The 12,860-nt window shown below is 65.7% G+C and carries 15 protein-coding genes; 9 read left to right on the top strand and 6 right to left on the bottom strand.

Annotated elements, in window-relative coordinates; all coding sequences use genetic code 11:
• Positions 1–72: 72 nt before the first annotated feature.
• Positions 73–1,098, bottom strand: coding sequence for a fatty acid desaturase family protein (locus Q2M23_RS42265; RefSeq protein ID WP_316399299.1), 1,026 nt, complete (start codon positions 1,096–1,098; stop codon positions 73–75).
• A complete protein-coding gene (locus tag Q2M23_RS42260) occupies positions 1,095–1,811 on the bottom strand; it encodes a TetR/AcrR family transcriptional regulator C-terminal domain-containing protein (RefSeq protein WP_316399298.1) in 717 nt (238 codons plus the stop codon). Before Q2M23_RS42260 ends, Q2M23_RS42265 begins: the two co-directional genes overlap by 4 nt.
• A gap of 337 nt (positions 1,812–2,148) precedes the next feature.
• Here Q2M23_RS42260 and rpsF point away from each other — a divergent pair, with 337 nt between their 5' ends.
• The 4 genes from rpsF (at position 2,149) to rplI (ending at position 4,611) form a co-directional block, all read left to right on the top strand.
• Positions 2,149–2,616, top strand: a complete 468-nt coding sequence (gene rpsF, locus Q2M23_RS42255; protein ID WP_026192679.1) for a 30S ribosomal protein S6 — start codon at positions 2,149–2,151, stop codon at positions 2,614–2,616.
• 6 nt (positions 2,617–2,622) lie between these two features.
• On the top strand, positions 2,623–2,862 hold the full coding sequence (gene rpsR, locus Q2M23_RS42250) for a 30S ribosomal protein S18 (RefSeq protein ID WP_016844287.1): 240 nt from the start codon (positions 2,623–2,625) through the stop codon (positions 2,860–2,862).
• Between the two features lie 126 nt (positions 2,863–2,988).
• Positions 2,989–3,957 (top strand): hypothetical protein, encoded by a 969-nt coding sequence (locus Q2M23_RS42245; protein ID WP_229193298.1) that lies wholly within the window; start codon positions 2,989–2,991, stop codon positions 3,955–3,957.
• Positions 3,958–4,008: 51 nt separating this feature from the next.
• Positions 4,009–4,611, top strand: a complete 603-nt coding sequence (gene rplI / locus Q2M23_RS42240) for a 50S ribosomal protein L9 (RefSeq protein ID WP_057019875.1) — start codon at positions 4,009–4,011, stop codon at positions 4,609–4,611.
• A 49-nt stretch (positions 4,612–4,660) separates the two neighbouring features.
• Here the strand turns inward: rplI and Q2M23_RS42235 are convergent, their stop codons facing one another.
• From Q2M23_RS42235 to Q2M23_RS42225, 3 genes are all read right to left on the bottom strand, one after another.
• Entirely contained in the window at positions 4,661–5,122 is a 462-nt protein-coding gene (locus Q2M23_RS42235) for a PaaI family thioesterase (protein ID WP_028344793.1), read from the bottom strand.
• Positions 5,119–5,724 (bottom strand): TetR/AcrR family transcriptional regulator, encoded by a 606-nt coding sequence (locus tag Q2M23_RS42230; protein ID WP_057019874.1) that lies wholly within the window; start codon positions 5,722–5,724, stop codon positions 5,119–5,121. The genes Q2M23_RS42235 and Q2M23_RS42230 overlap by 4 nt, the downstream gene beginning before the upstream one ends.
• Before the next feature lie 89 nt (positions 5,725–5,813).
• Positions 5,814–6,773: a hypothetical protein gene (locus Q2M23_RS42225; RefSeq protein ID WP_316399297.1), complete on the bottom strand. Its 960-nt coding sequence runs from the start codon at positions 6,771–6,773 to the stop codon at positions 5,814–5,816.
• Positions 6,774–7,031: 258 nt separating this feature from the next.
• Here Q2M23_RS42225 and Q2M23_RS42220 point away from each other — a divergent pair, with 258 nt between their 5' ends.
• Positions 7,032–8,285 carry a cyclopropane-fatty-acyl-phospholipid synthase family protein gene (locus Q2M23_RS42220; protein ID WP_316399296.1) on the top strand — a complete coding sequence of 418 codons (1,254 nt, stop codon included), beginning with the start codon at positions 7,032–7,034 and terminating at the stop codon, positions 8,283–8,285.
• A gap of 20 nt (positions 8,286–8,305) precedes the next feature.
• Here Q2M23_RS42220 and Q2M23_RS42215 read toward each other — a convergent pair whose 3' ends face one another.
• Positions 8,306–8,476: a hypothetical protein gene (locus tag Q2M23_RS42215; protein ID WP_194295401.1), complete on the bottom strand. Its 171-nt coding sequence runs from the start codon at positions 8,474–8,476 to the stop codon at positions 8,306–8,308.
• A gap of 184 nt (positions 8,477–8,660) precedes the next feature.
• Here Q2M23_RS42215 and Q2M23_RS42210 point away from each other — a divergent pair, with 184 nt between their 5' ends.
• The 4 genes from Q2M23_RS42210 (at position 8,661) to Q2M23_RS42195 (ending at position 12,732) form a co-directional block, all read left to right on the top strand.
• Positions 8,661–8,783, top strand: a complete 123-nt coding sequence (locus tag Q2M23_RS42210; RefSeq protein ID WP_256520498.1) for a hypothetical protein — start codon at positions 8,661–8,663, stop codon at positions 8,781–8,783.
• A gap of 292 nt (positions 8,784–9,075) precedes the next feature.
• Positions 9,076–10,578: a replicative DNA helicase gene (locus Q2M23_RS42205; protein WP_057019871.1), complete on the top strand. Its 1,503-nt coding sequence runs from the start codon at positions 9,076–9,078 to the stop codon at positions 10,576–10,578.
• 48 nt (positions 10,579–10,626) lie between these two features.
• Positions 10,627–11,931 (top strand): alanine racemase, encoded by a 1,305-nt coding sequence (alr, locus tag Q2M23_RS42200; protein WP_057019870.1) that lies wholly within the window; start codon positions 10,627–10,629, stop codon positions 11,929–11,931.
• Between the two features lie 30 nt (positions 11,932–11,961).
• On the top strand, positions 11,962–12,732 hold the full coding sequence (locus Q2M23_RS42195; RefSeq protein ID WP_316399300.1) for an exodeoxyribonuclease III: 771 nt from the start codon (positions 11,962–11,964) through the stop codon (positions 12,730–12,732).
• Positions 12,733–12,860 lie beyond the last annotated feature (128 nt).

The raw sequence follows: 12,860 nt of genomic DNA, 5'->3' as shown, positions 1-12,860 counted from the left end.
TAGTGTGCTTTATGAATGCGAAGTTCGTGAAAGTGGCTGCCGCGAAATCGCACGAACTTCGCATTCAGCACACTAGAACCCGCCGGCATTCTGGTCGGCGTTAACCTCGGCGCCGGCCCTCGCCCGGCGTGCGCTGTTGACCAGCTGGCCCGGACGATCCTCGTTGGCGGGCCTGGCGGTCGCCAGCCGCAGCACGGCGGCGTAGCCCGGCTGCACTTCCATCCGGCCGGCATAGCGGCTTTCGCTGAGGATGCGGTGGACGCGCGGCAGGTTGTAGCAGGGCACGTAGAACAGCAGGTGATGCTCGAGGTGATAGTTCACGTAGTACGGCGCGATGAAGAGACGCTCGAGGACATTGGCCCGCGTGGTGCGGGTGTTGCGCAGGGGATCGGAGCTGTCGGGCACGACGGCGTGTTCGGCAATGTTGCGGATGCGCGTGATCACCATCATCCAGGTCAGCAGCGGCACCAGCCACAACAGCGGATAGGCCCACCACACGCCGGCGGCGGCGAGGCCCGCGAACAGCAAGGCGTTGGTGACGCATTGCGGCCCGAGCTTCTGCCAGAAGTTGGCGGCGCGCCGCGACAACGGCCACTCCTTCGGCCCGATCGCATTGAGCAATTGCGCCTTGCGCTGCTGGTAGCCGGTCTGCCCGGTGATATCGCGGAAGAACTTCCGGCGGTAGCTCAGCTTCGTGATCGGAAACGGCGCCGACAGCACGAAATCGGGATCATCCTCCTGCTGCGTCCGCGCATGATGCTGCAGATGATAGCGGCGATAGCCGCGGGTCTCCGCGAAGATCGGATAGGCGCAGAACCACTGGCTCAGCGTCAGGTTGCTCCTCTCGTCCGCCGACAGACAGCCGTGCGCCCCGTCATGCATCAGGATCGCAAGCCCGAGCTGGCGCGAGCCGATGATCGCAACGGCGAGCAGATAGGTCAGCGGATTGGGCCACCACGCGACCAGCGCGATCGCGCCCAGGATCAGCGCCCAGGCATGCACGATCAGGGCTGCGCCCTTCCACGTCGTGCGCTCGCGCACCGCAACCAATTCGTCCTCGGTGAGGAAATCGCGGGCTCGCATGCGAAGCGCGGTCATGTGCTTGTCTCGCCGTCCGTTGAGGATGAAGTGTCGTGATCGCCGACCAGGCGCAGCCGCGTCCCGTCATTGGCCGACGTCGAAGTTGATGTCGCCTGCTCGCCGAGCGCGCGCAGCAATTCGCGGCACATCTCGTCGGCAGCGCGGCCCATCGCAAAACCTTCGACGATCACGCCGATCGCGATCGCCCAGAACCGCCGCGAGCTCTCCTCGGGCGCGCGCAGCGAGCGCCAGCCGTGCCGCTCGACCTGGCCCGCATAGGCGCGCGCGCCCTCGCTGTGCAGACGCTCGATGGTGCGCTCGACGAGGGGGGCGAGGTCCTGCCGGCGCCGCGTGAGGGTCAAGGCCTCCGCGAAAAAGGCGACCGTGTCGGTCGCGGTCACGGTCTCGGCCAAAGCGTGGGTGTAGTCCCGCGGGGTGTGCGCATTCAGGGCGGCCTGCTCGGTCGCGCGCGCGAGATAGAGCATGTCGCGGCTGGCGGCTTCGACGAACAGCGCTTCCTTGGTGCGGAAGTAATAGGTGATCTGGCTCGGAAAGGCGTCCGCGGCCGCGGCGATATCGGAGATCGATGTGCCCGAGAGCCCGCGTTCCTTGAACAGGCGGCTGGCGGCATCGAGCAGCAGCGAGCGCATCTTGCGGCCCGCCGACCGCGTCGCGCGGACCGCGTGCTTCGGATCGGGCGCAGACATGCCGCTGGCGGTCTCCGAACCCATATCTCGTCCTCCCAAAGATATTTGTATGACATACAAACAAAGAAATCAACGGGAAAACGCAGAGGTTGCGTCAAACGGCCTGGAGGGCTACGACGCCTCGCGCATCCGGGGGCCGAGAACCCTTGCTTTCGCGGCCAAAATCCGTATAAGCGCGCCATTCGTGGGCTCCGGCCGGGAGCTGAACGGACGGTCTCAGCAAATTCACCCGTTGATTTTGATGTGGCAGGGCCAGTCGGCCCGTCGTCCCGTGCTCCCGCCTTCTGAGCAGCTCGAGTCCTTTCCGAAGGTCTCGAAGGGCTTGTCGCCGGAAACCGCGCCAACACAGGAAAGGACAACCATGCCTCTTTACGAGCATGTTTTTCTCGCGCGTCAGGATGCGAGCACCCAGCAGGTGGATGAACTGACGGCCCAGATGACGGGCATCGTCGAACAGGGCGGCGGCAAGGTCACCAAGACCGAGAGCTGGGGCGTGCGCTCCCTCACCTACCGCATGAACAAGAACCGCAAGGCGCATTTCGTGCTGATGAACATCGACGCACCGTCGGCTGTCGTCACCGAGATCGAGCGCCAGGAGCGGATCAACGAAGACGTCATCCGTTACCTCACCGTGCGCGTTGAAGAGCACGAGGAAGGCCCGTCCGCGATGATGCGCAAGGCCGACCGCGATCGCGAGCGCGATGACCGTGGTGGTGGCTTCCGTGGCGACCGCGAAGGCGGCTTCCGTGGTGACCGCGATGGTGGCGGTTTCCGTGGCGACCGTGGCCCGCGCCGTCCGCGCGAAGAAGAAGCTGCGACCGAGGAGTAATGAATCATGGCTGATGCTGGTGCCCGCCGTCCGTTTTTCCGTCGTCGCAAGTCCTGCCCGTTCACGGGCGCGAATGCGCCGAAGATCGACTACAAGGATTCCAAACTGCTGATGCGTTACGTCTCCGAGCGCGGCAAGATCGTGCCGAGCCGCATCACGGCCGTGTCCGCCAAGAAGCAGCGTGAGCTCGCCCGCGCCATCAAGCGCGCGCGTTTCCTCGGCCTGCTGCCTTACGTCATTCGCTAATTGACAACGGCCGGCGGCCCGCGCCGCCGGCCGCTCATTCTCATAAGGCTTCCGGGTCGTCCGGTCGCCGATGGTTGGGGTTCTCGATGCAGGACCCCTAACCGCTCGAAGGGGGCGGGACAGCTGATGATCGGAATATTCACAGTTGCACTCGCAGCCGGCGCCGCGTCGGCGCTGATGTTCGCCTCGATCAGTTCGGGCGCGGCGATCTCGATATTGCTGTTCTATCTCGCACCGCTGCCGATCATGGTGGCGGCGCTCGGCTGGGGCCCCCTCGCCGCCGCTATTGGTGGAGTGGGTGCGGCATCCGTGCTCGGCACGCTCTTCGGCCTTCCCTACAGCATCGCGTTTGCCATGATGGTCGCCGTGCCCGGCTGGTGGCTCGGCCACCTCGCCCTGCTCGGACGGCCGGTCGCGGGCGAAGCCGGCGACAGCGCCAAGCAGCAGCAGCCGGCGATTGAATGGTACCCCGTCGGCCGCATCCTGCTCTGGATTGCAGCCTTCGCCATCGTTACCACGACCGCCGCGCTGCTCACGCTCGGCACCGATACCGACACGATCACCGGCACGTTGCGGCGCGGCCTGCTCAAGATGCTCAGCGCCGGCGAAGCGCAGCCCAGCGGTGACATCGAACGGCTGGTCGACGCGTTGGTGATCTTCGCGCCGCTCGCGGCGACCGTCATCGCCATGGTGACGCTGACGCTGAACCTTTGGCTCGCCGGCAAGATCACGCAAACCTCCGGGCGGTTGAACCGGCCGTGGCCGGATTTCCGCACCACGGCGCTTCCCGCCGTGACGTTGGTCGCGCTGCTGGCGGCTGTCGCCGTCAGCTTCATCGGCGGCATGCTTGCGCTGCTGGCGCAGATCGTCACCGCGGCACTCGTAATCGCCTATGCGCTGGTCGGCTTCGCCGTTCTGCACACCTTGACGCTGTCGCTCACCAATCGCGGCTTCTGGCTCGGTGGCATCTATGCGGTCGTCGTCATGTTCGGCTGGCCGATCGTGGCGATGTTCGCGCTCGGCATCGCCGACGCCGTGTTCGGGCTGCGCCAGCGCTATCTGCAGACAAGACCGCCGCCTTTGCCCGCGGCTTGAGATTCGATCCAACCACTTAAACCCGTACTTTGCATCTAAAGGAGAACGAAAATGGAAGTCATTCTGCTCGAACGCGTTGCCAAGCTTGGCCAAATGGGCGAAGTCGTGCGCGTCAAGGACGGGTTCGCCCGCAACTTCTTGCTGAAGCGCGGCAAGGCGCTGCGCGCCACCGAGGCGAACCGCGCCAAGTATGATGGCATGAAGGCCGAGCTCGAGGCCAACAACATCCAGGCCAAGGGCGAAGCCGCCAAGGTCGCCGAGAAGATCGACGGCCGCGACATCGTCATCATCCGCCAGGCCTCCGAATCCGGCCAGCTGTTCGGCTCGGTGACGGTGCGCGACATCGTCGCCGCGCTGGCTGCCGACGGCGTGACGGTGTCGCGCCCGCAGGTCTGGCTCGACTCGCCGATCAAGGTGATCGGCGCGCAGAAGGTGACGATCGCCGTCCACCCCGAGGTCGAGACCAGCGTCACCGTGACGGTCGCCCGCTCCGCCGAAGAGGCCGAGCGGATCAAGCGCGGCGAGGACATCTCGACCCGCCAGGAAGACCAGGACGCTGCCGCCGAGGCGCTCGCCGCCGCCGGCGAATTCTTCGATCCGGAAGCCCAGCACGACGAGGAAGCCGCGCCGGCGCCGGCCGCCGAAGAGAAGTAAGCTTCTCTCCATCGTCCAACCGACTAAACGCTACGAAGCCCGGCCTCGATCAGGCCGGGCTTTGGATTCGTGCCGCCGCCTTGTCGTCGAGCATGGCGATCGACGCCAATGCGGTCGCGGTGTGCTTCTCCTTGCCGTCGATGACGCAGAACACGTCGGCTGCAACGACGGCGACCTGACGTCCCGGCTTGATCACGCGCGCCCGGCAGATCAGACGATCGCCCGAGGCCGGCGACAGCAGGTTCAGCTTGTATTCCGCCGTCAGCGCCGGCTGGCCGCGCGACGTCGCCGCTGCGATCGTGGTGGCGTTGTCGACCAGAAACGCCGTCACTCCGCCGTGAAACAGGCCATGCTGCTGCAACAGCTCCGGCCGGCGGTCGACCGCGAGCGTGCAGGTGCCGCGCGACAGCTCGGCTACCTCGGCACCGACAAGACCCATGAAGCCCTGCCGGCCGACATTGTCGCGAATTCGCGTCGCGATCGGTGCAAAGTCCGGATCGGTCTCGCTCATGAAGTCTCTCCTGTTCGTTCTGGCGCACCCGGCGCCACCACCGCGCGGACCGCGCAGGCGATCAGCGTCTCGACCTGTTCGCGCGGATCGCCGGTGTGGCGGCCCGATAGCCAGGCGCGGCAGAAGATCTGCGCCGGCCCGACGATCTGGCTGAAGAACAGCACGGCGCTCATCGGCAGCAATTCGCCGCGCGCGAGCAGTGGCGCGCGCCAGCGCTCGATGCCGTCGGTGAGCCGCGAATTCTCGCTGCGCTGCGCGCCGCGCACCTCCTCGCCCCACTCGCTGCGCGAAATCTCGAACAGGAAGCGCGCCTCGCGCCGGTTGCTCACGACCCAATCGAGATGGGCGTGGATCAGCCGCTCAACGCCCTCGCCCGCCCCGCAGCTGGCGTCGACCGAGCTGATGATGGCGGCGTGATAGGCCTGCAGGATTTCCAGGAACAGGGTGCCGGCGAGCGCCTTCTTCGAGGTGAAGAAGTGGAAGAAGCTGCCGTTGGACGCGCGGGCGCGGGAGCGAATCTCGGCCACCGTCGCGCCCTCAAATCCGTCGCGGTCGAACACCGCCAGTCCCGCTGCCAGCAGATCTTCGCGCGCCGTGCTCAAGTCGTCCTCCTGACTAGATTAACACTCTAGAGCACTGCTCTAATGATGGTCAAACAAATACGCCGGACCTTGCGGCCCGGCGTTGGCGATTACTTCGAGGTCGGAGCTTCCGGCGGGCCGGAGCCTGGCGTCGTGGGCGGTGGCGGCGGCGGCGCCGTCGCAGTCACCGGCGGCGCGGCTGGCGCCGGAGCGGGAGATGCGGCTGCTGCCGGCTCGGACGCCGCAGGCGCAGCCGCGGCAGGCGCCGGTGTGACCTGCGGAACCGGATCGGATCGCACGGCAGCCGGCTCGCCGCCGCCATTGCTCTTGGGCGCGTCGACCTTTGCCGTGTCGGGCTCGGCGGCAGGCTTCGCCGGCTTCTCGGCTTCACCCTTGTCATCATGCCGGGTGGATGTCTTGGGGTCTGTCTTGGGCTCGTCGCTGGTCGCCGCGCCCTTGGGCGCCTCCTCGGACTTCGGCTCCTCGACGGGCTTACCGCGACGGCCGTGCTTCTGACGCGACGGCTTGCCCTCGCCCAAGGCCTGCGGCGTCTGGCCGTCGTCCGGCTTCGCGCCCTCCGGCGCCTCGCTCGGGCGGGCCATCCGCTTGCCGCGGTGAGCTGGACGTCCTTCGGGATTCAAGCCATCGCCATCGGGTTTGGCCCCTTCCTGCGGCGCGGCATCCTGGTGCCGTCGGCGGGCCGGACGCTCGGACGGCTGCTCCGGGGACTGGTTCGCCTCCTGCCTGCCTTCCCTACCGCCCTTAGTCCCCTTGGGCTGATCCTTGGCCTGGTAGCGCGAGTCGTTGGCACCATTCGAAATCAGATAGGACGCAAGCACGCCGGCCATGTCGCTGGACGTCGTATAGTGCTGGCGCAGGAAGCCCGGCAGCGAACCGGCCGGCACCGATTTCAGCAGGCCGCGCGGGCTCTTGTGGCAAGCTGCGCAGGTGCTTGCGAAGATCTGGGAGGGGCTCTTGCCGGCCTCGAGGTTTTGCGCCTGCGCCGATACGGCTGACAGGCAGCCAATCAGAAGCGCCACCGTCGCCAGACTGAGGGCTCGGCTCAACATTCCTTAAGTCTCCAGATTCCGGAAAAATCGCCGCCAGCGCCTGATGGATCGGCCGCGGCGGTCACCTTTTAGCCGATTATCGCGCGAATGGAAGCGCGCCCATGACGCATCCACGCAATTGTCACATTTTGGAATATCGGCTTTGACCACAACGCTATAGCGCGATCTAATTCCCTGCCTATCTTCAGGTTGGGGACACATTGGAGTGATCAACTCCGGTGGTGTCGGTGTGCAGCTTGCCGTTCCGTTGGTGTTTCGATGGACCGATTGTTGCGATACTTCTTGGGGCGCTTCATCCGCCGCGGTTCGATCACGTTCACGACCGCGAGCGGCGCTCGGTTCATCTGCGGTGACGGCACGGGTGTACCGGTCGCCGTGCGCTTTATGACGCGAGGGGCGGAACTCCGCATCCTAGTCGATCCCGAGCTTTATCTCGGCGAAGCCTTCATGGACGGCACGTTCGTGGTGGAGCAAGGCACCGTCGCCGATGTGCTGGCGGTCCTGATGGGTCAGGCAGCCATGCTGCCGAACTTTGCCAGGCTGCAGGCCTGGGTACGCTTCCTCGGACGCCGCGCCCAGCAGATCAATGTGCGCGGCCGATCCAGAAGCAATGTCGCCCGTCATTACGATCTCGACGGCCGCCTCTATTCCCTCTTCCTCGACGCGGACAAGCAATACAGCTGCGCCTATTTCGAGACGCCGGACGCGACGCTGGACGATGCCCAGCTCGCCAAGAAGCGTCACCTCGCCGCAAAACTCCTGATCAAGCCCGGGCACCGCATCCTCGACATCGGTTCCGGCTGGGGTGGCCTTGGGCTCTATCTCGCCGAGATGAGCGGCGCCGACGTCACCGGCGTCACGCTGTCGACCGAGCAGCTGCAAATTTCCAACGCCCGGGCGGCGGAGCGGAACCTGGCGCAATCGGCGCGCTTCCTGCTGCAGGACTATCGCGACATCCCCGGGCCGTTCGACCGCATCGTCTCGGTCGGCATGTTCGAGCATGTCGGGGTCGCCTACTATGAAACCTTCTTCGCGCGCTGCGCCGAACTGCTGAGCGACGACGGTGTCATGGTGCTGCACTCGATCGGCCGCTCGACCGGCCCCGACGTCACCAGCCCCTGGATCCGGAAATACATCTTCCCCGGCGGCTACATTCCGGCGCTGTCCGAGGTCATGCCGGCGATCGAGAAGGCCGGATTGCTGATCTGCGACATGGAGATCCTCCGCCTGCACTATGCCGAGACGCTGAAGGCATGGCGCGAGCGCTTCATGGCGCGGCGCGAGGAGGCCGTGCGGCTCTACGACGAGACCTTTGCCCGGATGTGGGAATTCTACCTGGCTGCGTCGGAGATGTCGTTCCGCGTGCAGAACATGATGAACTTCCAGCTCCAGCTCACCAAGCGCCAGGGCATCGTCCCGATAACCCGCGACTATATCGGCGGCGAAGAAGCCCGCCTGCGGCTGAAGGAGGCCGGCGCGGCCAAGCCCCGGCTGCAACTCGCCGGCGAATAGGTCTGAAGGAACGGGTGCTGCTAGTTGCGCAGGCTGTAGGCCGACCCGCAATGGCCAAAGGTCGGCGCCGGACGCGCCAGATGGGCCGCGGCGGCCGAAATCAAGCTGGCATCGCAGGGAACATTGCGGACCTCGGGACGCGCCGCCTGCTCCATGGCATCGACAAGCGCCGCCAGCCAGCGGCGATCCATGCCATCTGCCCGGCCAAGCCTTGATCGCGCTGTCTGAAACTCTCGAGCCATCGCCGCCGTATCTTGCCTGAGCGTAGACAACCTGGAATCCGCCGGGTCGTTCCCGCGAACCTGCCGCAAAAAAAGTGCGGCGCATGTGATCTGCTTCACAGAGGTCTGTCCCGAACTGTCGTAGTGGTCCGGAATGACCCGAGAAACACACCAGACGATGTTGGACCCGCAGCGCGATATCGCGACTGACTACGCCCTGATCGCCACTGGCGTGGTGGCCGCCTTGATCGCGCTGGCCTTCCTCATCCTGGTCTGAGAAATCGACGCCAACAGCCGCCTCGCCTCTCCATGGGTCCGCTCGCCTGGCAAAAGGTTCAGGCGGCGTCCAATTTTTGCCAACGACCGTGCTGATCGGCCGGCTCCCGCCCGGTTTCGGACAAAACCCCAGTCAAGCGGAATGCATCCGGCTGTTTCGGATTCACACCTCGCGTTGTGTGAATCGTGCATAAGAAACATCCGTCCTTTCGCTTCGTGCCGGGCTGGCGCTTCATCGCCGCCCCACAGCCGAAAATCTCAGTAACGACGAAATCAGAAGAATAAGCTCGTCCATGGCCTTGATTGATTCGAACGTCCACAAGCTCGCGCCCGACGCCGCATCCCCGGCCTACCGAAGTGCGCCGCACAACATCGAAGCGGAACAGGGCCTGCTGGGCGCGATCCTGGTCAATAACGACGCCTTCTACCGGGTCTCCGATTTCCTGGAGCCGAAGCACTTCTTCGAAACCATCCATCAGCAAATCTATGAGACCGCCGGAAGCCTGATCCGGATGGGCAAGGTCGCGAACCCCGTGACCCTGAAGACGTTCCTGCCGGCCGAGCTCGACATCGGCGGCATGACGGTCGGCCAGTACCTCGCCCGGCTTGCCGCCGAAGCGACCACCATCATCAACGCGCAGGACTACGGACGCACCGTTTACGATCTCAGCCTGCGCCGCAACCTGATCCAGATCGGCGAGGACATCGTCAACGTCGCCTATGACGCGCCGGTCGACTTCGCGCCGCGCGCCCAGATCGAGGATGCCGAGCGGCAGCTCTACGGCCTTGCTGAAACCGGCCGCTATGACGGCGGCTTCCAGCGCTTCGCGCAGGCACTGACGATCGCCGTCGACATGGCGGCGAAGGCGTTTCAGCGCGATGGCAAGCTGTCGGGCATTTCGACCGGTCTGCGCGACCTCGACGCCAAGATGGGCGGCCTGCAGCCGTCCGACCTCATCATCCTCGCCGGCCGTCCCGGCATGGGCAAGACATCGCTCGCCACCAACATCGCCTACAACATCGCCAAAGCCTATGTGCCGGAAGTCCAGGCGGACGGCACCACCAAGGCAGTCAATGGCGGCTGTGTCGGCTTCTTCTCCTGCGAAATGAGCGGCGAACAGCTCGCCACCCGTATTCTCGCCGAGCGCACCGGCATCCCCTCGAGCTCGATCCGTCGCGGCGGCATCTCCGAGCTCGATTTCGAGAAGATCCGCGACTGTTCGATCGAGCTGCAATCGCTACCGTTCTACGTCGACGAAACCGGCGGTCTCTCGATCTCGCAGCTCACCGCGCGGGCGCGACGGCTCAAGCGCCAGAAGGGCCTCGACCTGATCGTGATCGACTATATCCAGCTGCTGCAGGGCTCGGGCAAACGCGGCAACGACAACCGCGTGCAGGAAATCACCGAGATCACCACCAACCTGAAGGCACTTGCCAAGGAACTGAACGTTCCGATCATCGCGCTGTCGCAGCTGTCGCGTCAGGTCGAAAACCGCGACGACAAGCGGCCGCAGCTGTCCGACCTGCGTGAATCCGGCTCGATCGAGCAGGACGCCGACGTCGTGATCTTCGTCTATCGCGAGGAATACTACCTCGCCAACAAGGAGCCGCGCGCGGGCACGCCGGAATATGAGAAGTGGCAGATGGACATGGACCTTGCCCACGGCAAGGCCGAAGTCATCATCGGCAAGCAGCGACACGGCCCGACCGGCACGGTCGATCTGCACTTCGAGGCCAGCGTCACGCGCTTCGGCGACCTCGCACCCGACGGTCAGGTTCCGGATCACGGCCACTGAGATCCGGACTCGGTTGAACGACGCAGGGCACCCGCGTACAACTGAGCCATGAACATCGTGACTGACGCGAAATCGCAGCTGACATCCGAGGCCAGTTTGCTGGCGGCCCACCCGACCGCCAGCGGTATCCTCACCATCGACCTCGACGCCATCATCGCCAACTGGCGCAAGCTCGAGAAGACCGCGGTGCCGGCCGAATGCGCCGCCGTGGTCAAGGCCAACGCCTATGGCTGCGGCGCCGAGCAGGTTGCGCGGGCGCTGGCCAAGGCCGGCTGCAAGACCTTCTTCGTCGCCAGCGTCGAGGAGGCCGCCGCGGTGCGCGCGGCCGCTCCCGAGGCGACGGTGTATTCGCTCGGCGGTTTTTTCCAGAACACCGGCGACGCCTACGCCAGGATCGACTGCAAGCCGGTGATCGGCGATCTCAACGAGCTCGCCGAATGGGACGTGTTCTGCCGCCGCTCCGGCTGGTCCGGCGGCGCCGGCATCCATATCGACACCGGCATGAACCGGCTGGGGCTCACGGTCAGCGAGGCACAGGGCATCATCCCGCGGATCAATGCCGGCGATCACGGCATCACGCTGGTCATGAGCCACCTCGCCTCCGCCGAATTGCTCAACAATCCCGCCAACGCCAAGCAGCTTGCGAGCTTCCGCGAGATCGCGAGCCTGTTCACTGGCGTGCCGGCCTCGCTGGCGAATTCTTCCGGCGTGTTTCTCGGCGCGCAATTCCAGTTCGAGATGGTGCGGCCGGGCTGCGCGCTCTATGGCGTCAATCCGACGCCGGAGGCCGACAACCCGATGCAGCAGGTGGTCGATCTCAAGGCGCGCATCGTGCAGATCCGCAACATCGATCGCGGCGAGACCGTCGGCTATGGCGGCACCTGGACCGCGCGCCGGCCGACCCGGCTTGCGATCGTCGCCGCCGGCTATGCCGACGGCTATTTCCGCGCCGCCAGCGCCAATGACGGCACCCGCGGCGCCGAGGTCGTGGTCGCCGGCAAGCGCTGCCCGATCGCCGGCCGCGTCTCGATGGACCTGATCGCGGTCGATGTCACCGACCTCGACAAGAATGCCGTGCGGCGCGGCCACATGGTGACGCTGATCGGCGAAGGCATCACAGTCGACGAGGTCGCGCATCATTTCGGCACCATCGGCTATGAGGTGTTGACCAGTCTCGGCCGCCGCTTCGTGCGCATCTACAAGGGCGGCGATGCCGTCGCCGCGAGAAGCGACGCGGTCGCCGAGACGAGCGAGCCGGCTGCCACGCCCGCAGCACCGCCAGCCTTGCCAACAGCAGCGCCCGCTGCGCCGCCGCCACTGCCGGCCGCCGAGCCAACAGCGACGTCCACCTGACATGATCAAGGTTCGCGATTGCCGATGCGCATGAAGATCGCGACCTTCAACATCAACAACGTCAACCGCCGCCTGCCCAACCTGTTGCGCTGGCTGAAATCGGCCAGGCCCGACATCGTCAGTCTGCAGGAGCTGAAGGCCAGCGACGCCGAGTTTCCCGCGGCCGCGATCGAGCAGGCCGGCTACGGCGCGGTGTGGCAGGGACAGAAGACCTGGAACGGCGTCGCCATCCTCGCGCGCAAGGCCGAGCCGGTGCTGATCCGCACCGCCCTGCCCGGCGATGCCCGCGATCACGAAGCGCGCTACATCGAGGCCGCGGTGCGCGGCATCGTCGTCACCAGCCTCTATCTGCCGAACGGCAATCCGCAGCCCGGGCCGAAATTCGATTACAAGCTCGCCTGGTTCAAGCGGCTGCGCGCCCATGCCGCCAAGCTGCTCAAGCAGGACGTCCCGGTGGTGCTCGCCGGCGACTACAATGTCGCGCCGACGCCGTTCGACATCTACCCGACGCGGTCCTGGGACAAGGATGCGCTGATCCAGCCGAAGAGCCGCGCCGCCTTCAAGGCGCTGGTCGATCAGGGTTGGTGCGATGCGATCCGCGCCCTGCATCCGGACGCGCCGATGTTCACCTTCTGGGACTACAAGCGCCAGCGCTGGCCACGCGATGCAGGCCTGCGGCTCGATCATCTCCTGCTCAGCCCCGCAGTGGCGCCGCGCCTCGTGAAAGCCGGCGTCGACCGCGCCATCCGCGGCGAGGACGGCGCCAGCGATCACGCGCCGGCGTGGGTGGTGTTGAGGTGACGGGTTTGCGTGTCGCGCTCGCGCCACAATCACTCTGTCGTCCCTGCGAAAGCACTAGCGTGTCTACACGGTTTTGGGGCGCGACAGATTGACTCGGTGCAGCAAGAAGTGGCGTCTCTGCAGCATGT

The sequence above is a fragment of the Bradyrhizobium sp. 33ap4 genome (genome assembly GCF_032654765.1).
Classification (GTDB): domain Bacteria; phylum Pseudomonadota; class Alphaproteobacteria; order Rhizobiales; family Xanthobacteraceae; genus Bradyrhizobium; species Bradyrhizobium australafricanum.
This window is presented reverse-complemented; position numbering and strand designations above follow the sequence as displayed.